The 20,197-nt window shown below is 61.1% G+C and carries 15 protein-coding genes; 12 read left to right on the top strand and 3 right to left on the bottom strand.

Annotated features, from left to right (window positions below; all coding sequences use genetic code 11):
- The first annotated feature begins 152 nt into the window (after positions 1–152).
- From JOE32_RS09920 to JOE32_RS25130, 4 genes are all read left to right on the top strand, one after another.
- Positions 153–989, top strand: a complete 837-nt coding sequence (locus JOE32_RS09920; RefSeq protein WP_209983582.1) for a S1-like domain-containing RNA-binding protein — start codon at positions 153–155, stop codon at positions 987–989.
- Between the two features lie 53 nt (positions 990–1,042).
- Positions 1,043–1,441: a DUF2177 family protein gene (locus tag JOE32_RS09915; RefSeq protein WP_209983579.1), complete on the top strand. Its 399-nt coding sequence runs from the start codon at positions 1,043–1,045 to the stop codon at positions 1,439–1,441.
- A gap of 198 nt (positions 1,442–1,639) precedes the next feature.
- A complete protein-coding gene (locus JOE32_RS09910; RefSeq protein ID WP_209983577.1) occupies positions 1,640–3,082 on the top strand; it encodes an NCS1 family nucleobase:cation symporter-1 in 1,443 nt (480 codons plus the stop codon).
- A gap of 162 nt (positions 3,083–3,244) precedes the next feature.
- On the top strand, positions 3,245–3,367 hold the full coding sequence (locus JOE32_RS25130) for a PA1414 family protein (RefSeq protein WP_015372621.1): 123 nt from the start codon (positions 3,245–3,247) through the stop codon (positions 3,365–3,367).
- Between the two features lie 115 nt (positions 3,368–3,482).
- Here JOE32_RS25130 and JOE32_RS09905 read toward each other — a convergent pair whose 3' ends face one another.
- Together JOE32_RS09905 and speB are read right to left on the bottom strand one after the other, a co-directional pair.
- Entirely contained in the window at positions 3,483–4,865 is a 1,383-nt protein-coding gene (locus tag JOE32_RS09905) for a sodium:solute symporter (RefSeq protein ID WP_209983575.1), read from the bottom strand.
- A gap of 128 nt (positions 4,866–4,993) precedes the next feature.
- Positions 4,994–5,944: an agmatinase gene (speB, locus tag JOE32_RS09900; RefSeq protein ID WP_209983572.1), complete on the bottom strand. Its 951-nt coding sequence runs from the start codon at positions 5,942–5,944 to the stop codon at positions 4,994–4,996.
- A 152-nt stretch (positions 5,945–6,096) separates the two neighbouring features.
- On the opposite strand from speB, the gene JOE32_RS09895 reads away from it, so the two are divergent.
- From JOE32_RS09895 to JOE32_RS09860, 8 genes are all read left to right on the top strand, one after another.
- Positions 6,097–6,993, top strand: coding sequence for a LysR family transcriptional regulator (locus tag JOE32_RS09895; RefSeq protein WP_209983570.1), 897 nt, complete (start codon positions 6,097–6,099; stop codon positions 6,991–6,993).
- A gap of 3 nt (positions 6,994–6,996) precedes the next feature.
- Positions 6,997–7,593 (top strand): DTW domain-containing protein, encoded by a 597-nt coding sequence (locus JOE32_RS09890; protein ID WP_209983569.1) that lies wholly within the window; start codon positions 6,997–6,999, stop codon positions 7,591–7,593.
- A 106-nt stretch (positions 7,594–7,699) separates the two neighbouring features.
- Positions 7,700–13,564 (top strand): DUF6543 domain-containing protein, encoded by a 5,865-nt coding sequence (locus tag JOE32_RS09885; protein WP_245229006.1) that lies wholly within the window; start codon positions 7,700–7,702, stop codon positions 13,562–13,564.
- A gap of 107 nt (positions 13,565–13,671) precedes the next feature.
- Positions 13,672–14,574, top strand: coding sequence for a cysteine synthase CysM (cysM, locus tag JOE32_RS09880; protein WP_209983567.1), 903 nt, complete (start codon positions 13,672–13,674; stop codon positions 14,572–14,574).
- A complete protein-coding gene (gene rlmD / locus JOE32_RS09875) occupies positions 14,574–15,926 on the top strand; it encodes a 23S rRNA (uracil(1939)-C(5))-methyltransferase RlmD (RefSeq protein ID WP_209983565.1) in 1,353 nt (450 codons plus the stop codon). Before cysM ends, rlmD begins: the two co-directional genes overlap by 1 nt.
- A gap of 121 nt (positions 15,927–16,047) precedes the next feature.
- The gene (gene relA / locus JOE32_RS09870; protein ID WP_209983563.1) at positions 16,048–18,291 is read left to right on the top strand and encodes a GTP diphosphokinase; all 2,244 of its coding nucleotides are present in this window, start codon (positions 16,048–16,050) and stop codon (positions 18,289–18,291) included.
- 79 nt (positions 18,292–18,370) lie between these two features.
- Positions 18,371–19,204 (top strand): nucleoside triphosphate pyrophosphohydrolase, encoded by an 834-nt coding sequence (gene mazG / locus JOE32_RS09865; protein WP_209983561.1) that lies wholly within the window; start codon positions 18,371–18,373, stop codon positions 19,202–19,204.
- Positions 19,205–19,229: 25 nt separating this feature from the next.
- Positions 19,230–19,775: a DUF2058 domain-containing protein gene (locus JOE32_RS09860; RefSeq protein ID WP_014719402.1), complete on the top strand. Its 546-nt coding sequence runs from the start codon at positions 19,230–19,232 to the stop codon at positions 19,773–19,775.
- 98 nt (positions 19,776–19,873) lie between these two features.
- Here JOE32_RS09860 and JOE32_RS09855 read toward each other — a convergent pair whose 3' ends face one another.
- Complete coding sequence (locus JOE32_RS09855) at positions 19,874–20,062, bottom strand: hypothetical protein (protein WP_209983560.1); 189 nt, start codon at positions 20,060–20,062, stop codon at positions 19,874–19,876.
- Positions 20,063–20,197: the final 135 nt, after the last annotated feature.

Raw genomic sequence — 20,197 nt, 5'->3', positions numbered from 1 at the left:
CGGTGCCAGGTAGCGCGCCAGCATCCAGCGAATTGATCAGACGAGCGGGCTGCGCCAGTGGAACGCCATGCCTGCCCGCGATTTTCGAGGGCCACGCGCGTGCCGGTCTCAACTCGGGTAGAATGCCGCCCACGTAATGAGGGTATTTGGAAATGGCTTTAGTCGGGCGCTACAACAGCTTGCAAGTGGTTAAACACACTCACTTTGGTTTGTACCTGGACGGTGCGCAGGATGGCGAAATCCTCTTGCCCAATCGGTATATCCCCAAGGATATTCCCAGTGAAGATGAAGACTGGCTTAACGTTTTCATTTATCTGGACAGCGATGACAAACTTATCGCCACGACGGAAAAACCCAAAGTTCAGGTTGGCGAATTCGCCAGTTTGAAAGTCGTTGAAGTAAATAGTATTGGTGTGTTCCTCGATTGGGGGCTGCCCAAGGATCTGTTGCTGCCGTATTCGGAAGAAAAACGCCAGTTGACCGCGGGTGAATACTGCGTGGTGCACGTCTACCTCGACAAACACACCCGGCGCATTACCGCCACCGCACGCCTCGACCGCTACCTCGACAAGACGCAGGCCAATTACCAGGTGGGCCAGGAAGTCGACCTGCTGGTGGCTGAAGCGACCGACATGGGTTTCAAGGCGATCATCAACAACAAACACTGGGGCCTGATTCACAAGAATGAGGTGTTCAAGTTCCTGCGCCCTGGCAAGGAAGAGAAGGGTTTCATCAAGGAAATTCGCGCCGATGGCAACATCAGCCTGAGCCTGCAGCCGGTCGGCCAGGAAGCGGCGTCGAGCCTCAACTCGAAGATTCTCGCCAAGTTGCGCGACAACAACGGCACGTTGCCGGTCAGCGATAAAAGTGATCCTGCGGTTATCAGCAACTTGTTCGGCGTGAGCAAGGGCAACTTCAAGAAGGCGATTGGTGCGCTCTATAAACAGGGCCAGATCGTGATTCACGCGGATCGCATTGAACTAAGCTGAGCGCGGTTTGCTCTAGCTGTAGGCGCACACTCGCTCCTACAAGGTCCTTCGTGATGTCCAAGAAAACGCTGTTTGCCTGCCTCGGCACCCTCGTTGCCTTTCTGATTCTGGACGGCCTGTGGCTTGGCGTGCTCATGGGGCCTACCTACAAATCCCTGCTCGGTTCGCTGATGCTTGATCAGCCGCGCGTGCTGCCCGCTGTGCTGTTCTATGTTCTCTACGTCATTGGTTGCGTGGTGTTCGTGGTGCTGCCCAGCGCGAGCTGGCAGCGCGCCGCGCGCATGGGCGCCTTGCTCGGACTGGTGGCCTACGGCACGTACGACCTGAGCAACTGGGCCACCTTGCAGGGTTGGTCCGCCGGGCTTGCGCTGATGGATATGGCCTGGGGCACCTTCCTGACGGCAATCTGTTGCACGGTAGGGTTCCTGTGTGCACAACGAGTGCGCCGGTGATTGTGTACAGGATTGATCTGCACCGTTGTTGAGCGCGGCTCCTGCAGCTAAAGCGCCATGTATCCCTTTGGAGCGCCGTTCCAGAGGGATTGTGTGCTATTGGCACGCAATCTGCTGACTACCTCGTATACAAACCATGCCGCCTCCCGTATGCACCCTGTTACGGATGCGCAGGCCGGTATTTCGAGGAGCCAAGCGATGACCGAACAATTGCCCAAAGGCTACAGCCCACGCCTGTACAACCAGGACCTGGGCCCGCTGCCGCAGAAATGGACCTGGTACAACATCTTCGCCTTCTGGATGAGCGATGTGCACAGCGTCGGCGGCTATGTGTTCGCCGCCAGCCTGTTTGCGCTGGGCCTGGCCAGTTGGCAGGTGCTGATCGCGTTGCTGGCCGGCATTTGTATCGTGCAGTTGATCGCCAACCTCGTCGCCAGGCCGAGTCAGCAGGCTGCGGTGCCGTACCCGGTGATCTGCCGGCTGGCATTCGGCGTATTCGGGGCAAATATTCCCGCAGTGATTCGCGGCCTGATTGCGGTGGCGTGGTACGGCATTCAGACGTACCTGGCGTCCAGTGCCTTGATCATTGTGGTGCTGCGCTTTTTCCCACAGATGGCGGTATATGCAGAGCCGCACTTCGCGGGCCTGTCTTACCTGGGCTGGTTTGGTTTCCTGACGTTGTGGGTGTTGCAGGCGGCGGTGTTCTGGGCCGGGATGGAGTCGATCCGTCGTTTTATCGATTGGGCGGGGCCGGTGGTGTATGCGGTGATGTTCGCCCTGGCGGGCTGGATCGTGTGGAAAGCGGGCTGGAGCAACATCAGCTTCACCCTGGCCGAAAAGTCCCTGTCGGGCTGGCAGGCATTCGGTCAGGTGATCGTGGCGACTGCGCTGGTGGTGTCTTACTTCTCCGGGCCAACACTGAACTTTGGCGATTTCAGCCGTTACTGCCGCAGCATGCAGGATGTGCGGAGCGGCAACTTCTGGGGGCTGCCGGTAAACTTCCTGGCGTTCTCCCTGGTGACCGTGGTGATCGTCTCGGGGACTTTGCCGGTGTTTGGCGAAATGCTGCATGATCCGATCGCCACCGTCTCGCGCATCGACAACGACATGGCCGTACTGCTGGGCGCCTTTGCCTTCGTCACCGCGACCATCGGTATCAATATCGTCGCCAATTTCGTATCCCCGGCATTCGATTTCGCCAATGTCGCGCCGAGCAAAATCAGCTGGCGCGCCGGCGGAATGATCGCTGCAGTCGCGTCGATTTTCATCACGCCATGGAACCTGTTCAACAACCCGCTGATGATCCACTACACCCTGGATATCCTCGCGGCATTCATCGGACCGCTGTTCGGGATTCTGCTGGTGGACTTCTACCTGATCAAAAAACAGAAAATCGACGTGGATGCCCTGTTCGATGACAGCCCGAGCGGGCGCTATTACTTCGACGGCGGAGTGAACTGGACGGCGGTAAAAGCGCTGGTGCCAGCGACGCTGGTGGGGGTGGCGATCACCTTCACGCCGGCATTGCAGGGGATGGCCAACTTTGCCTGGTTCACCGGGTGCTTCCTGGGCGGGCTGTTTTTTCTGATACTGGCGCGCCGTGAGCAGGTAAGGGTTGGCGCCCCGATAGTTGCCGGCTAACCCTCAGCGTGTGATAGCTTGAACGAAGCGTCAGGATCCGGATCCATTCAGTAATAGTTAGTTGTGGTTTCGTTCAAGCATTACGTAGGACTTAGGGCTACTATCAGTGTAGGAAACGGCGACATATATCCGCCGACTCGCACACCCTCAAGGGGGGCAACCATGAAAGAGAAAATCCACAACTGGCTCCATGACCTCGGCGTGGCACTCGGTTTGATCGAGCCACCCCTGCAACCGGTGCCGATCCGCACCGATGACGAGCAGCGTCGTCCGCGTCGCCGCTAAGCATTAATGTGTGGGAGCGGGCTGCTCGCGAAGGCAGTGTGTCAGTCGCTGAAAGGTTGACTGATACACAGCCTTCGCGAGCAAGCCCGCTCCCACATTTACGTTGTGCTCGTGGTTAAACCACGCGAACCGCAGCCGCCTGCGGTTTACGCGACAACGCACTCATCCCCACAAAAGTCACCAAACCCACCGCCAGGCTGTAGTAGATCGGCGTGTTCGCATCCAGCCCATCTTTGAACATGAACACCAGTGCGGTCAAAAAGCCCAACGTCATGGAGGCAATGGCCGCCGATGTGGTCGAACGTTTCCAGAAAATCGCCCCCATCAGCGGGATCAGCATGCCGCCCACCAGCAGGTTATAGGCCAGGGTCAGCGCGCTGATCACATCGCTGACCATCAACGCGATAGCCAGCACTGCCGCCCCGGTCAGTAAGGTGAACAAACGGTTGATGCCCAGGCTCGACTGCCTGCCGCCGCGCAGGCGTGGCAGCAGGTCTTCGGTGAGGACGGTGGAGGCCGCGAGCAGGCTGGCGCTGGCGGTCGACATCATCGCCGCCAGCGCCGCAGCGATCACCAGGCCGCGAATGCCGTCCGGCAGCGACAGTTTGACGATGGCGGCAAATGCGTTGTTGACGTTATCCAGGTCGGGGATCAGCACATGCGCCGCCATGCCGATCAGGGCGCAGGCCAGACCGTAGAGGATGCAGTAGAAGCCGGCGAATGTGCCGGCGTATTGGGCGACCTTCGCGTCACGCGCTGTGAACACTCGCTGCCAGATGTCCTGGCCGATCAGGATGCCGAAGAAGTAGATCATGAAGTAGGTGATGATCGTGTCCCAGCCGATTGCCGTGAAGCTGAAGCTCGAAGGGGGCAGGCGGTTCACCAGTTCATCCCAGCCACCGACGCGGTACAGGCAGATCGGCAGCAGGATGAACATCAGGCCGACGGTCTTGATCACGAACTGCACAATGTCGGTCAGCGTCAGCGACCACATGCCGCCGATGGTCGAGTACACCACCACCACACCACCGCCCAGCAACAATGAACTCCAGAAGGGCAGGCCGAACAAGACCTGCAGTACGGTGCAGATCCCCAGCACCGACGTCACGCCCAGCATCACCGCGTAGGCCAGCATGATCACCGCGCTGGCCTGCCGTGCCATGGGGTTGTAGCGCTTTTCCAGAACCTGGGTGACGGTGAATATCTTCAGCTTGAGCAGCGGCTTGGCCAGGAACAGGTTCAGCGCAATGATCCCCATGCCCAGCGCAGCGCACAGCCAGAAGCCGGAGATGCCGTGTACGTAACCCAGGCGCACGGTGCCGACGGTGGACGCGCCGCCCAGCACCGTGGCGGCCATGGTGCCCATGTACAGCGACGGGCCCAGGTTGCGCCCGGCCACCAGGTAATCTTCATGGGTCCTGGCACGGCGCATGCCGTAATAGCCGAGCACGAGCATGCCGGCGGCGTAGATGAGTACGACGAATAAATCCAAAGCCATGACGGCGGTTCTCCGATTATATTTTTTGTGGGCGAGCTGGCGGCAGACGGCTGCGCAAATACGCAAAGCAAGAATCAGGTGCCTCGGGATCTACGGCCCCGTTGGCAGTCAGTGCACGAGTGCACTCATCAGCGGCGTGCCACGCCAGGCAGCACGCAGAGCATCTCGTACAGCAGGTTGGCGCCCAGCAACGAGGTGTTGCCGGTGGTGTCGTAGGGCGGTGAAACTTCTACCAAATCACAACCAATCAGGTCGAGGCCCTGGCAGCCGCGGATGATTTCGATCGCCTGGATGGTGGTCAGCCCGCCGATTTCCGGGGTGCCGGTGCCGGGCGCCCAGGCCGGGTCGATGCCGTCGATGTCGAAACTCAGGTACACCGGGCCGCCGCCGACTTTCTCGCGTACTTCGTCCATCAACGGCGCGAGTGAGTGGTGCCAGCATTCTTCGGCCTGCACTACGCGAAAGCCCTGCTTGCGGCTCCAGTTGAAGTCTTCGGCGGTGTAGCCCTGGGCACGCAGGCCGATCTGCACCACGCGGTCGCAGTCGAGCAGGCCTTCCTCGACAGCGCGGCGGAAGGTGGTGCCGTGAGCGATTTTCTCGCCGAACATATGGTCGTTGACGTCGGCGTGGGCATCGATGTGCACCAGCCCGACCTTGCCGTATTTCTTGTGGATTGCCCGCAGGATCGGCAGCGTGATGGTGTGATCGCCGCCCAGGGTAAGAGGAATCACGTTGTGTTCGAGGATGTCATCGTAGGCTTGTTCGATGATGCGCACAGCGTCCAGCAGGTTGAAGGTATTGATCGCCACGTCGCCGATGTCCGCTACCGACAGCGAATCGAACGGTGCGGCGCCGGTGGCCATGTTGTAGGGGCGGATCATCACCGACTCGGCGCGGATTTCACGCGGCCCGAAGCGGGTGCCGGCGCGCAGCGAGGTGCCGATATCCAGCGGCACGCCGACAAAAGCGGCATCCAGGCCCCTGGCCGTTGGCAGGTGTGGCAGGCGCATCATGGTGGCGATGCCGGCGAAGCGCGGCATTTCGTTGCCGCCCAGTGGTTGATGGAAAATCTTGTCCACGCGAGTGCCTCATCGTTTTAGTGTGTCAGGGGGCCGATTCTGCGAAAAGCCAGCGAGGGGAAGAATCGCCAGCGGCAAATACTTAGTTCAGATTTTTCTAAACTGATGCCGGCGGTTAAACTCGCTCGATTGTGTGTGCCTCTGGAGACTCCATGGCCAGCGCCTTGCCCGACCTGAAACTCCTGCGCATCTTCGTCAGCGTCGTGCGGCATCAGGGGTTCGCCACTGCCCAGCACGAACTCAACTTGTCCACCTCGGCCATTTCCACCTACATGAGCCAGCTGGAAGCGGCGTTGGGCCTGGTGCTGTGCCATCGTGGCCGGGGCGGGTTCAGCCTCACCAGCAAAGGCGAACTGTTTCATCAGGAAACCCTGCGCCTGCTTGGCGAACTGGAAGGCTTCGAGCAATACGCCGCCGCGCTGAAGGGTGAATTGCGGGGCACGCTCAGACTTGGCGTGCTCGACTCCACGGTCAGCGACAAGGCCCTGCCGTTCGCAGAAGTGATCGGCGCCTACAGCCTCGAACACCCTGCGGTGCACCTGCACCTGTCGGTGATGAGCCCCTATGAACTGCAGCTCGGTGTGCAGGACAATCGTCTTGACCTGGCCATTGGCGCTTTCTCCACCCGTATGAGCGGGCTGATCTACATGCCGCTGTACCGCGAGCAGCACTGGTTGTATTGCAGCACGCGTCATCCCCTGTTCAGCGAGCGGCGTATTCCCGAACAGCTGATCACCCAGCAGCGCATGGTCGGGCGCGGTTACTGGAGCCAGGCGGAGCTGGCGCGCCACGGCTTCAAGCACAGCGCCGCCACCGTGGAAAGCATGGAAGCGCAGCTGATCCTGGTGCTGTCCGGTGCCTATATCGGTTACCTGCCCGAACACTATGCCCAGGCGTGGGCCGACAAGGGTGACCTGCGCGTGCTGTTGCCCGCGACCTTCGGTTACCAGGCGCCGTTCTCGATGATCATACGCCGCGGTCGCAGCCGCGAGCCGCTGATCCAGACTTTTCGCGACCTGCTCAAGGCGCAGCTCAACCAGGCCCGATAAATCATGTCCAGACCCCAATGTTCCCGTTGCCTCAGGCCTGCCAGCCATTGCCTGTGCGCGCTGATCCCCAGTCTGGACAGCCGCACCCGCGTGTTGCTGTTGCAGCACCCGAGCGAGGTCAACCATGCGCTCAATACCGCGCGCCTCGCGGCATTGGGTCTGAATAACGCGCAGCTGCGGGTGGGCGAGGTGTTCGATGATCTGGCGACCTTGTTGAACCCGCCCGGATATCAGGCACGCCTGTTGTTTCCGGGCGACGATGCCCAGCCGTTGCAGGCCTATGTGCCGAGCGATCAGCCGCTGTTGCTGGTGGTGCCTGATGGCACCTGGCGCAAGGCGCGCAAGCTGCTGCACCTCAACCCGTTGCTGGCGGCATTGCCACGGGTCACCCTGGCCGAGGGCGGCGTGTCGCGCTATCGGTTGCGCAAGGCGCCGGGACCTGGGGCGTTGTCGACGGTGGAGGCGATTGTGCAGGCACTGCAGGTGCTGGAAGCACCGCAGTCGTTCGAGCCATTGCTCAAACCCTTCGAGGCACTGATCGAAGGGCAGATTGCAGCGATGGGTCCAGCGGTTTTCGAAAGAAACCACGGCGCTACATAGCTACCGGGCCTGGCGCCAATCACGGGATAGGCTGGGCTTTTCAGGAACACCCGAAATGCCCGAGCCCTCTCACCCCCCTGCGCCCACTGACCCGTTGGCCGAATTCATGGCTGAGCGCCGCGCGCCATTGATGACGCGTGCGCAATGGTCTGCCCTGCAAAACCTGGATGTTCTGCGAATCAGGTTCGACGCGTTTTTTGGCGGACTCAACGACCAGGAAAAGCACGACTATGTGCGCCTGCAACAAGCCTGTATTGATGCACAACGCAGCATGGAAACAAACGTCAGGGACCTGACTCACGCATTTGAGCAGCAGGCCATGGCGTTGTTACGCGCCGAGTTGCAGGCCTTGACCGGACAGGATATCGATCCGGTCAACTCGCGCATTTATACCCGCTACCTGCCACCTGAACAGCGCGTGCGGCGTGCAGCCGAAGGCGTAGTCAAGGTCGCCAGCCTCAGCCTGTGGGACGCTGCCTGCCTCAATTATGACGGCCTGACCGGGTGGAGCTACCCTGGCCGTACCGGCCTGGCGGATGCCAGTTACCTGGATACCCACGTCAAGGCCACGGCCGCTGAATTCATCGCGCTGGTGCGCAGGCTCAATCTGGGCGAGCAGTTGCGCCAACGACTCGACGATGCGCTGAAACCCACGGGCTCACTGGGTAGCAGTGTGACGGCGCTGGCGACGGCTGAGTTTGCTTTCGCGCTGATAGAAGCGCTGAGAAACACCGTCACCAGCGGCATTGACCGAGAAAAATATCAATGGATCCAGCGTGCGTTGAGCGGTAAGGCAAGCTGGGGATCCAAGGAGGAAATGCTGCTGTTTATCCCCCACGGTGTCGACAATGCGAGCTGGATACCTCAGCCCATAGGACTTACCGGGCACTACGTGGGTACGCCGCCAGGCGACCGGTTGAACATCCCCCACCTGGTGTTTTCGGTCGCTGGCTGCAAGGGCGCGTTCAGTTTTTTCCCCAGCCGTCCGGGGGGCGCCCTGCGTCATTTTCAGAGTCACCGCAGAGCTTGCGATCATTTTCGAGTGGTCTTTGATAGCGCCTTCCGACAGGGAAACGTCGATTGGCTGTACCCGATAATGTCGCTGCGCGACTGTGCGCGTCTGAAGCGAATCGCCAAGGTCACACCGGCGCCCACCGACTTTGAAGGGGTCGCTTATTTGGTTTACCGGTTGGCTAAGGCCATCCCGCCAGTCGATACGGTCGGAAGGATCGGCTACGTCAGAAATACCGTAGAGAAAGTGCCGGTCGTAAGCCTCAGTGACTTCTACATCAAGCGGTGTCGAGCCAACCTGCAGGAAATGGCCCATCAAACGCCGGGCTTCATGACGACGCTGCTTGAGGTGTTCAAGACCCTGGCCCTCGAAATCCTCAATGTGCTCTTGATTCCCGTGCCGGGGGCCTTGAAAGGCCTGGGGCGGGTGCGCACCATTGCGATGTTCGTGGCGCTGGAGCAAGCGCTGGTCGAGGGCGGCAGTCAGGCGATGCAAGGTGAGCCGGGCGACTTGCTCCAGGGCTTCGCGGACCTGGCTGATCTGCTTATCAGCGGTCGCTTGCACACGCCCCTGGCTAAAAGCGTGCAGCGTCGTCATCAGCGCCTGTATCGGCGATTGTCCGAAGCGCGTGGCGTCACTGAACATCGCGAGCCAACCGCCCCCAAGGTGCTGGAGGCCATGCTCGGTTCGGACGCGCCAGCCCGTGAGATGCAGGTGATCCTTGTGAGCAGTACCACCTCGCAGGAGACGCTGGAGCAGGTTTGGGCCGGAGCGCAACCCTCGGCTTCACTGGTCGACGCCGTTGAGCGGTTCCAGGCTGACCGGCTGATCGACTGGGTTGGCGAGGGAGTCGACCCCACGCGTACCGTGCCGGTTGAAGCCGTTGACGTGCTCGCTCCGTTGCTCACCCAGCTGCCAGCCTGGCCAGCGGACATCGCGCTGAGTATTGCCAACCAGCAGGGCGTGGAAGTACGACGCTACAGCAAGGGCGGCTTCGTTCAGACGACCGCCGTGGTCAGCGTGACTGCACTGGAAAACCATCAGTTCGCCTACGGCACGCCGCAACAGTTCACTGCCCATTTGCCCAACGCCATCATCGAGTTGCTGCCTGAGCACTTTCCGGCGGGCGAACACGCGCTTGGTCAACAACTCGCCCTGCAAGCCAGGGCCCTGAAACCGGATCTGTTTGAAGCACTCACACGGTTTGCCGAGTTCAGCCGCTCTGCGGCGAGCGGGGCCAGCGTGGCGGTACACGCCTTGCTGCCTGATCGCGTCACCCTGGACACGCCGGTTCCCGCCGTGATTACCCAATTGCGCGCGCTGCACCCCGACATTAGCCTGGCGCGTTTGCTCGAGGTATTGCGCGAGCATCCGCTTTCCGAGCATCAACAGGCCCAGTTGCTGGCGTCGCAATTGCAACCCGAGGCGCTTTACCTGGCGTTGCGCGCTGCCCGGGTGGTGGCTCGCCGGGAAAAGATCATCGATGGGTTGTTTCATGGGCGACGCTTCGACCGACAAACCTGCAACTGGGCCTTCGAGTTTGCCGATGCTGTGCTGCGCGACCTGACCGGCCAACGATTGGTGGTCAGCCCCGCAGGGCAAGCGGTTCCCTACGTGTCCAGGGGACCAGCGGATCGCAATGTGGTCGTCATTGATCAGTTGCGTGGGCGTTTTGCAGCGTACAACCATCATCAGTTACGCACCGGAGCGACATTGAGTGGAACTGACAGCTTTTATGAAGCGATCGTCAGTCAGCTCTCGGAAGGGGACAGGCTGCAGCTGGGATTGAGTGCGCAAGGCATCGCCGATTTACGTCATCAGGTCGCCCATGCAATGCTGCGCAACCGTATGCCTGACGGATCGTTTTACCCCTGTCGAGGTGAAATTCAGCATTACGCGGTTACCACCGACACCACCGGTATTTCCCCCGAACCCGACGCATTGGGCCTTTACCGACGGGGAACGGATCACTACCTGTTCATCGAAGGTGAGTACTTCAAGGTCTTCAACGATGAGGTGCTCGGGGCCTGGCGCGTTCAGCATCCGTCCTTGAATGACGCGTATTCCCCTGTATTGACCCACAATGGCAACGGTGCCTGGCGCCATGAAGGGGAAAACCCTCTGACCTGGGACGGGCAACAACCTTTTTATCGCCTGGGGCCGTTGGCGCGCGCGCTGTCGCCGGATGCCATTGAGCAGATCCAGCAGATCAGCGCAGTGACGTCGGACATGCTGCGCAGAGTGCATGTGCGCAACGAACGCCCGCCAGCGGTTCTGGTGGACACCGTCGAGCGTTACACGCTGCAGCAGCGGGTGATCACCGGTATGGAAACGGGCCGGGATTTTTTTGATCAAGTGCTGGGCGAGGTCGGGCCTGATCTGGCCGATGAGCTGGTTGGGCGTTCAGGTGTCGCGCGGGCCGAGCAGGTTGCGTTGCTTGAAACCGGGGTGAGGATCGACAAGGCGCAGATGGAACGGCATTTCTACAAGGCACTGCGTCAGAAAAAAGCGCTGCCGTCGAAAAACCCCCATGCTCGCGTGCTGCAGCGGTATTTTCCCGGGTTGCCGGCTTGGGCTGCCAGCGATCTGGTCTACGCTATCACCCCGGCGCAGCAGCGAAGCCTGGAGGCGGGCCATCTTCCATTGAGCCTTACACCGGATATTCGCCGGACGTTGAAGTACTCGCGCAGAGTCCGGGCCGTGGAAGGCTTGTATAGCAGGTTGGCGGCGAATGAGGACAGCACGAGGCTGATCATGCGTGCGCTGCCGGACCTTCGGGGTTGGCCTGCCCACCTGCGCGTCGAGGTGTGGGAGAGAGGCCGTCTGATTGACAGCATCGGCCCTGAGGGCGCCGCACTCAGGCGGATGCTTGAACCGGTTTCTCACCACTACCAGGCGTACACACCCCTGGACAACGGTGAGCGCAAAGCGGTGGGAAGCCCTGGACCGTTCCTGACGGTTTTATTGACAGCGTTGCCGAAGGCGGAACGCGAGGCGTTGGGCTACACCCACGCATCCGGGCCCGAGGAGCTTTTACGCTCGATTGCTGAACGCGAGCGGCACACGTTGGAGAGCGCTGATACGGTGCTCGACATCGACCGTCGGCCACGCTTCAACCCGCCACGGCGCCTGGCTGATGGGCGCATCGGTTACCCGCTCAGCGGCCGTGAAGGACTTGGCCCGATGGTCCGTGAGCAAGTCGGTCGGTTGCGCGCGTTATACCCCTCCAGGAGCGACGATGAGATGGTGGCGTTGCTGCGCGAGGCAGGTGATTCGACGGATGAGCGCACTGTAATGATCGACTATCTGGTGCGCGAACGAAACGCGCTGGACGTGGGCCTGCAGCAGTGGCGCGACGCCGCTTCGGCTGGGGCGAACGATGCTGTATCAGTCCGCTCGCGGGCCCTGGCGGTGGCCCGGATTCAGCGTTGCTGGGCCAAGGAGGGCCTGACGCCTGGCATTATCGAAGAGCTCAACCTGGATGATCTGGAGCTCACAAGCCTGCCGACACTGAGCGCCCATTTCGGCCACGTGACAGTGCTGAACGTCAATGGCAATTATCTGACCGAGTTACCTGATCGGTTTCTGCGAAGCTTCCCCGGGCTTCGAGTGATCTCCTTCAAAGGTAACCGCCTCAGTCATCTACCGGATTTCGACGGGATGGCTCACCTGGCGGTGCTCAACCTTTCCAATAACCTGCTCGGGTTCAACCTGCAGGACACCTATCGACTGGCTGCGCTGACCGGTTTGAGGAACCTTGATTTATCGGTCAATCCACTGGGCCAGGGGCGGCGGCTGTCACTCTATGCGCTGACGCACTTGCGTGAGCTTAACCTGCGCAATTGCGGCCTGGACCGCTTGCCGCTGGGGGCCGTGACCCTACAGGCACTGCGCAGTTTTGACCTGCGCAACAATGCGATCAGGGAATTGGCCGAGACGGACTTGTTTATCTACCCTGACGTTCATCGGGCGATGAACCTGCGGGGTAACCCGCTTTCGCCCGAAGCACGGCAGCTATTGCGCCGAATCGGTGAGCGGCAGGGGCAGCCGGACATTGATTTCGGGCTTTGGGCGCCTTCCGCCTCTTCCGATCAGCGCGCCGATCGTTGGTTGGCGTTGCTGCCGGCTGGCGAAGTCCAGGCGCGGCAACTGGACTGGGCGGCGTTGCAGGCACAGCCCATGGCGGACTATTTTTTCGAGCTGTTGGGGAATATCGCTGATTATCCGCTGTTCGCTGATGTGGGCCATCGCACCCTGCGCGAAACGATCACGCGGCGGGTGTGGCAGTTGGTCGACGAGGCTTTGTCTCACGGGGGAGGGGAGCAGATTTATTCCGTGCGGCCCTATGGTTACATGAGCGGAGGAATCGACGGTTGCCTGTTGAGCCTGCATGAGCTGGAATTGCTCAGGCTACCGTATCGAATGCTCGCCACGGACGTACAAAACGCCGGTCCGGCGTTTGTGCATTATTACCGGGCGCTGCGTCGGTTGGACTCCATCAGCCAGCACGTCAGTCGCCACTTTCCGGGCCAGACACGCTGGCAGGCATTTACGCGAATCCACAGTTATCGCATCGCTCTGGCGGCGAGTCTTGATCTGCCGCTGGTGCTTGCTTCACGCTTCAACGTCCCCTTGGCACAACCCGACAACCTCTCCGTAGACACGCTGCGTGCCAGCATTTTGCGTGAGGAAGTGGGCATGAACTGGCCTCTGCACCTGCGCAGCAGGGAGCATTGGGTGGAGTTTCTGAAGCGCAAATACCGCAGCCGTGTTGCCACGACACTGCGCGGCTATGATCGACTGATGGAGATCGCCAGCAACAAGGTTGCAGACGCTGTAATGACGGAGGGCGAATACTTGCGCTATGTCCAAACCCTGCAGGCAGCCAGGGCAACGGCCGAAAACGCTCTGGTGGCGGAGTTGACCGATCGCGAGTGGACGGACTTTGTCATTGGCTGATCTGATGCTTATATCTTTGAGGCATAAGTACCGAACTTTGCGTGATATGGCGCGCCGACCTTTCCCGGTATGATGTTCGCCCCCGCAGTCTGGATTGCGAATACGCCATGACCTTGCAGTACCCTACAATCGCCGACTGCGTCGGCAATACGCCTCTGGTTCGCTTGCAACGCATGGCGGGTGAAACCAGCAATACCCTGTTGCTCAAGCTCGAAGGGAACAACCCCGCCGGCTCGGTCAAGGACCGCCCGGCGCTGTCGATGATCACCCGTGCCGAGCTGCGCGGGCAGATCAAGCCCGGCGACACGCTGATCGAAGCGACCTCAGGCAACACCGGGATCGCCCTGGCCATGGCTGCGGCGATCAAGGGCTACAGGATGATCCTGATCATGCCCGACAACTCCAGCGCCGAGCGCAAGGCTGCGATGACGGCCTACGGTGCCGAGCTGATTCTGGTGACCCAGGAGCAGGGCATGGAAGGCGCCCGTGACCTGGCCGATCGCATGGCGTCCGAAGGCCGTGGCCAGGTGCTGGACCAGTTCGCCAACGGCGACAATCCCGAGGCGCACTACGCTACCACCGGCCCGGAAATCTGGCGCCAGACTGGCGGCACCATCACCCATTTCGTCAGTTCCATGGGTACCACCGGCACCATCATGGGCAACTCGCGCTACCTCAAGGAACAGAACCCGGCGATCCAGATCGTCGGCCTGCAACCGATGGAAGGCGCGGCGATCCCGGGTATCCGTCGCTGGCCGCAAGAGTACCTGCCCAAAATTTACAACGCGACGCGGGTGGACCGCATCATCGACATGGCCCAGCGTGAAGCCGAAGACACTACCCGCCGCCTGGCCCGTGAAGAAGGCATCTTCTGCGGCGTGTCGTCCGGCGGTTCGGTGGCCGGCATGTTGCGCTTGTCCAGGGAAGTTGAAAACGCGGTGATCGTCGCGATCATCTGTGACCGAGGCGACCGCTACCTGTCGACCGGCATCTTCGACGAACCCAACTGATGGCCAAACATGAGAGAGGCCTGCGCTTCCAACCGACGGGCGGCAGCCGGGCGCCACAGATTCCCGTGGGCAAAAAGCAACGCCTGACCATCGAGCGCCTGGCCAACGATGGCCGGGGCATCGTGTTCTTTGAAGGCCGCACCTGGTTCGTCAACGGTGCACTGGCTGGCGAGGACGTGGAGGCACGGGTTCTGGGCGCTCACGGCAAGGTGGTCGAGGCGCGTACTGAACGTGTGTTCACCGCCAGCGAACTGCGTCGCCCGGCACCCTGCGCGCACTTCGGTCGCTGCGGCGGTTGCAGCGTGCAGCACTTGCCCCACGACGAACAGCTTGCCCTGAAGCAGCGCATGCTTGCCGAGCAACTGTCCCGCGTGGCAGGTGTTGAACCGCAGGAGTGGGCAGCGCCCTTGAGCGGGCCGGAGTTCGGCTATCGACGGCGCGCGCGGGTTGCGGTGCGCTGGGATGCCAGGGCGAAAAAGCTCGAGGTGGGTTTTCGCGCCGTGGCCAGCCAGGACATTGTCGGCATTGATGAATGCCCGGTGCTGGTACAGGCCTTGCAACCGATCATGCAGCGTCTGCCGAACATGCTGCGCCGCTTGAGCAAGCCTCAGGCGCTGGGGCATGTGGAGTTGTTTAGCGGGTCATCGATTGCCGTGTTGCTGCGGCATATGGCGCCGCTGTCCGAGGCGGACCTGCTGGTGCTCAAGGAGTTTTGCGCGTTTCATGACGCCCAGCTGTGGCTGCAGGGCGAGGGCAAGCCGGAACCTGTAGAGCCTGATCAACCCCTGGGGTTTCGCCTGGATGCATGGGACCTGGAGCTGGCCTACCGGCCGGGAGACTTCGTTCAGGTCAATGCCGCGGTCAACGAGGCGATGGTCGCCCAGGCGTTGCAATGGCTGGCGCCGCAGGCCGATGAGCGGGTGCTGGACCTGTTTTGCGGCCTGGGCAATTTTGCCCTGCCGTTGGCCGGGCAGGTGCGTGAAGTGGTCGCCGTGGAAGGCGTGCAGACCATGGTGGACCGCGCCGCACTCAACGCTGGCAGCAACAATTTGCATAATGCGCAGTTTTTTCAGGCCGATTTATCCCAGCCGTTGACTGACGCAGAGTGGGCCAAACAGGGCTTTTCTGCGGTACTCTTGGACCCACCCCGTGACGGTGCCCAGGAGGTTGTGCGCAAACTCGCCAGCCTGGGTGCCAGGCGCGTGGTGTATGTGTCCTGCAACCCGGCCACGCTGGCGCGGGACACGGTTGAGTTGGTCAGGCAGGGCTACCGGCTAAAACGTGCCGGGATCCTCGACATGTTTCCGCAGACGGCACATGTCGAGGCCATGGCGTTATTTGAAGCGGGCTAGGATGCCCGTTTAATCCGACCGGCCTGCGTTCTCCAGGGCCCATGAACTGCCACGGAGTTCGCAGTCAAGGTCGGCGATGATTCCGGCGCATCCAAGGTGCGTCGTAGGGAAGGTAATAAAGATGGTACAGGTGAGAGCACACCAGCCGATCAACACCGACGGCAGTATCAATCTGGAGGCATGGCTCGACCATGCCATCAGTGTCGATCCGGCACTGGACCGTGAGGCCTTGAAAGCGGCCTGCGAGTTCGCTCGTGAGTCCGAGCAGCAGGACAATGCGGCCAAGAACCTGTGGGCCGAAGGCACCTCAAGCTTTCGTACCGGGTTGGAAATCGCCGAGATCCTTGCCGATCTCAAGCTCGACCAGGATTCGCTGATCGCCGCCGTGCTCTATCGCGGCGTGCGCGAAGGGCACATTGAGCTGGCCACCGTCGGCCAGCGCTTTGGCTCGGTGGTGGCCAAGCTGATCGACGGCGTGCTGCGCATGGCGGCCATCAGTGCCAGCCTCAGCCCGCGCCAGTCCATGGTGCTGGGCACCCAGGGCCAGGTGGAAAACCTGCGCAAGATGCTGGTGGCGATGGTCGACGACGTACGCGTCGCCCTGATCAAGCTGGCCGAACGTACCTGCGCGATTCGCGCGGTGAAGACCGCCGACGACGAAAAGCGCAACCGCGTTGCCCGCGAAGTCTTCGACATTTATGCGCCGCTGGCGCACCGCCTGGGCATCGGCCATATCAAGTGGGAGCTGGAGGACTTGTCCTTTCGCTACCTTGAACCCGATCAGTACAAACAGATCGCCACGCTGCTGCACGAGCGGCGCCTGGACCGCGAGCGCTTTATCAGCGACGTGATGGGCCAGTTGCGCACCGAGCTGCAGGCCACCGGCGTCGATGCCGACATCAGCGGCCGCGCCAAACATATCTATTCGATCTGGCGCAAAATGCAGCGCAAGGGCCTGGCCTTCAGCCAGATCTATGATGTGCGGGCGGTGCGCGTGCTGGTGCCGGAAATGCGCGACTGCTACACCGCGCTGGGTATCGTCCACACGCTGTGGCGGCACATCCCCAAGGAATTCGACGACTACATAGCCAACCCCAAGGAAAACGGCTATCGCTCGCTGCACACGGCGGTGATCGGTCCCGAGGGCAAGGTGCTCGAAGTGCAGATCCGCACCCATGCCATGCACGAAGAGGCGGAACTGGGCGTGTGCGCGCACTGGCGCTACAAGGGCACCGACGTCAAGGCCGGGTCCAACCAGTACGAAGAGAAGATTTCCTGGTTGCGCCAGGTGCTCGAATGGCACGAAGAACTCGGCGATATCGGCGGCCTGGCTGAACAGCTGCGCGTGGATATCGAGCCTGACCGCGTTTATATCTTCACCCCGGACGGGCATGCCATCGACTTGCCCAAGGGCGCCACGCCGCTGGATTTTGCCTACCGCGTGCACACCGAGATCGGCCACAACTGCCGGGGCGCCAAGATCAACGGGCGCATCGTGCCGCTCAACTACAGCCTGCAGACCGGTGAGCAGGTCGAGATCATCACCAGCAAGCACGGTACGCCGAGCCGCGACTGGCTGAACCCGAACCTGGGTTACATCACCACCTCACGCGCGCGGGCGAAGATCGTCCACTGGTTCAAACTGCAGGCGCGCGATCAGAACGTCGCCGCCGGCAAGACCTTGCTCGAACGCGAACTGGCGCGTCTGGGCCTGCCCCAGGTGGACTTCGACAAGCTGGCCGAAAAGGCCAACATGAAGATCGCCGAAGACATGTTCGCCGCCCTCGGCGCCGGCGACCTGCGCCTGGCGCAACTGGTCAACCTGGCGCAGCAGTTGGTGGAGCCGGAGCGCGGCAACGAACAGCTGGAACTGATCCCGCGCAAGGCCACCGGCTACAAGCCCGGCAAGCGCGGCGATATCCAGATCCAGGGTGTGGGCAACCTGATGACGCAAATCGCCGGTTGCTGCCAGCCGCTGCCGGGCGATGCGATTGTCGGCTATATCACCCAGGGCCGTGGCGTGAGCATTCACCGTCAGGATTGCGCCTCGGTGCTGCAACTGGGCGGGCGTGAGCCGGAGCGGATCATCCAGGTCAGCTGGGGCCCGGTGCCGGTGCTCACTTATCCGGTGGATATCATCATTCGTGCCTACGACCGTTCCGGTCTGCTGCGCGACGTGTCGCAAGTGCTGCTCAATGAGCGCATCAACGTGCTGGCGGTCAACACCCGCTCGAACAAGGAGGACAACACCGCGTTGATGTCCCTGACCATCGAGATTCCGGGGTTGGACGCATTGGGGCGTTTGCTGGGGCGGATTTCCCAGTTGCCGAACATCATCGAAACCCGGCGCAACCGCACGCCATAAGCAGTTGAATGGGCGCGGACCAAACCTGTGGGAGGGGGCTTGCTCCCTCCCACATGTGATCTTCAGCGGAAAGAGACCGATGTATTCACTTGAAGACCTGCTGCACCTGATGAACCGCCTGCGCGACCCGCAATACGGCTGCCCGTGGGACATCAAGCAAACCTATGCCACGATCGTGCCGCACACCCTGGAGGAGGCTTACGAAGTGGCCGACGCCATCGAGCGCGGCGACTTCGATCACCTGCAGGGTGAACTGGGCGACCTGTTGTTCCAGGTGGTGTATTACAGCCAGCTGGCACGCGAAGACGGGCGTTTCGAATTTGCCGGTGTGGTCGACAGCATCACCCGCAAGCTGATCCGTCGCCATCCCCACGTGTTCCCCACCGGGGATCTCTATGCGCCGCTGGACGTGCCGCAACTGAGCGAAGACGAGGTCAAGGCGCGCTGGGAGCAGATCAAGGCTGAGGAGCGTGCAGAGAAGTCCGACGCGCCGCAGCAGCTGTCCCTGCTCGATGATGTGCCCACGGCGCTGCCGTCACTGTCCCGTGCGGCCAAATTGCAAAAGCGCGCCAGCCAGGTCGGTTTCGACTGGCCGTCCGCCTTGCCGGTGGTGGACAACGTGCGCGAAGAGCTCGATGAAGTGCTCGAAGCCATGGCCGCCAACGACCCGGCTGCGATCGCCGATGAGGTCGGTGACCTGCTGTTTGCCGCAGTCAATCTGGCCCGTCACCTCAAGGTCGACCCGGAAACCGCCCTGCGCGGGGCCAATGCCAAGTTCGAACGACGTTTCCGATTTATCGAACAGGCATTGCGCGATACGCATCAACCCATAGAAGATTGCACCCTCGAAACCTTGGACACCCTGTGGGGCGAAGCCAAGCGTCAGGAAAAGAATGTGTCCAGCTGCGGTTGAGCAGTTGCCTAAGTGAGTAAGCACCATGAGCCTTTCCCTTCGCGACCAGTTGCTCAAAGCAGGTCTGGTCAACCAAAAGCAGGCCAAGCAGGTCGGCAAAGAGAAACAGAAGCAGCAGCGCCTGGTCCACAAGGGCCAGGCCGAGGTGGATGACACCCAGGCCCGTCTGGCGGCCGAGGCGCATGCCGAGAAGGTCAAGCGTGATCAGGAACTGAACCGGCAGCAGCAGGAAAAAGCCGAGGCCAAGGCCCGTACGGCGCAGGTCAAGCAACTGATCGAGACCTCGCGCCTGCCCAAGCTGACCACCGAGGACTACTACAACTTCGTGGACGACAAGAAGGTCAAGCGCCTGTCGGTCAACACGTTGATGCGCAACAAGCTGAGCAACGGCTCCCTGGCCATCGTGCACCACGGCGGTGGCTACGAGGTGATCCCACGCGAAGCGGCGCTGAAGATCCAGGAGCGCGCGCCGGAGCGTATCGTGCAGCTCAATATCCTCACCGAAAGCCAGGTGCCGGACGAGGATGATCCGTACGCCGCCTACCAGATCCCGGACGATCTGATGTGGTAAGGCTGTAGACACGAAAAACCCCGCTCACAAGGCGGGGTTTTTCTTTGCAGGCACGCCAGCTGCTGTGTGGGGCCGGGTGCCTGCGAGATTTCAGTGTTTCAGGAACTCTGTGCCTGGCGTTTCAGTTCAAGCGTTTCCAGCTCGTTCTTATAGTTATGAGCGTCGCTTTCATTGTGAAACATGCCGACCAACAGGTCTTGTTGATGGACATCCCAGATATGAATCCCGTGGCCCAGAGCTTCATGGGACATATGTTCGTCGTCGCGTTCAGTCACTTTTACAGTCATCTGCTTGCTCCAATCTCGGGTGGATCTGCGGCAAGTCGTCGCAGGCCTTTGTTATATGTTTTGTTAGCTTGCTAAGTAAACAGTCTTTGCGCGCAACAATTTATTGCACGACACGCAACAGTGCTGCAGGCCGCG

Origin of the sequence: Pseudomonas sp. PvP025 (assembly GCF_017832155.1) — a bacterium.
Classification (GTDB): domain Bacteria; phylum Pseudomonadota; class Gammaproteobacteria; order Pseudomonadales; family Pseudomonadaceae; genus Aquipseudomonas.
The sequence above is the reverse complement of the archived record's forward strand: the minus strand, read 5'-3'. Positions and strand labels throughout refer to the sequence as shown.

What these genes read in the sequence shown, in the direction of transcription:
- JOE32_RS25130 (WP_015372621.1), top strand. Translation starts at nt 3,245, where the DNA reads ATGAAAGAGAAAATCCACAACTGGCTCCATGACCTCGGCGTGGCACTC.
- rlmD (WP_209983565.1), top strand. Translation starts at nt 14,574, where the DNA reads ATGGCCAAACATGAGAGAGGCCTGCGCTTCCAACCGACGGGCGGCAGC.
- JOE32_RS09895 (WP_209983570.1), top strand. Translation starts at nt 6,097, where the DNA reads ATGGCCAGCGCCTTGCCCGACCTGAAACTCCTGCGCATCTTCGTCAGC.
- mazG (WP_209983561.1), top strand. Translation starts at nt 18,371, where the DNA reads ATGTATTCACTTGAAGACCTGCTGCACCTGATGAACCGCCTGCGCGAC.
- JOE32_RS09860 (WP_014719402.1), top strand. Translation starts at nt 19,230, where the DNA reads ATGAGCCTTTCCCTTCGCGACCAGTTGCTCAAAGCAGGTCTGGTCAAC.
- JOE32_RS09915 (WP_209983579.1), top strand. Translation starts at nt 1,043, where the DNA reads ATGTCCAAGAAAACGCTGTTTGCCTGCCTCGGCACCCTCGTTGCCTTT.
- JOE32_RS09920 (WP_209983582.1), top strand. Translation starts at nt 153, where the DNA reads ATGGCTTTAGTCGGGCGCTACAACAGCTTGCAAGTGGTTAAACACACT.
- JOE32_RS09905 (WP_209983575.1), bottom strand. Translation starts at nt 4,865, where the DNA reads ATGGCTTTGGATTTATTCGTCGTACTCATCTACGCCGCCGGCATGCTC.
- JOE32_RS09890 (WP_209983569.1), top strand. Translation starts at nt 6,997, where the DNA reads ATGTCCAGACCCCAATGTTCCCGTTGCCTCAGGCCTGCCAGCCATTGC.
- cysM (WP_209983567.1), top strand. Translation starts at nt 13,672, where the DNA reads ATGACCTTGCAGTACCCTACAATCGCCGACTGCGTCGGCAATACGCCT.
- relA (WP_209983563.1), top strand. Translation starts at nt 16,048, where the DNA reads ATGGTACAGGTGAGAGCACACCAGCCGATCAACACCGACGGCAGTATC.
- JOE32_RS09885 (WP_245229006.1), top strand. Translation starts at nt 7,700, where the DNA reads ATGGCTGAGCGCCGCGCGCCATTGATGACGCGTGCGCAATGGTCTGCC.
- JOE32_RS09855 (WP_209983560.1), bottom strand. Translation starts at nt 20,062, where the DNA reads ATGACTGTAAAAGTGACTGAACGCGACGACGAACATATGTCCCATGAA.
- JOE32_RS09910 (WP_209983577.1), top strand. Translation starts at nt 1,640, where the DNA reads ATGACCGAACAATTGCCCAAAGGCTACAGCCCACGCCTGTACAACCAG.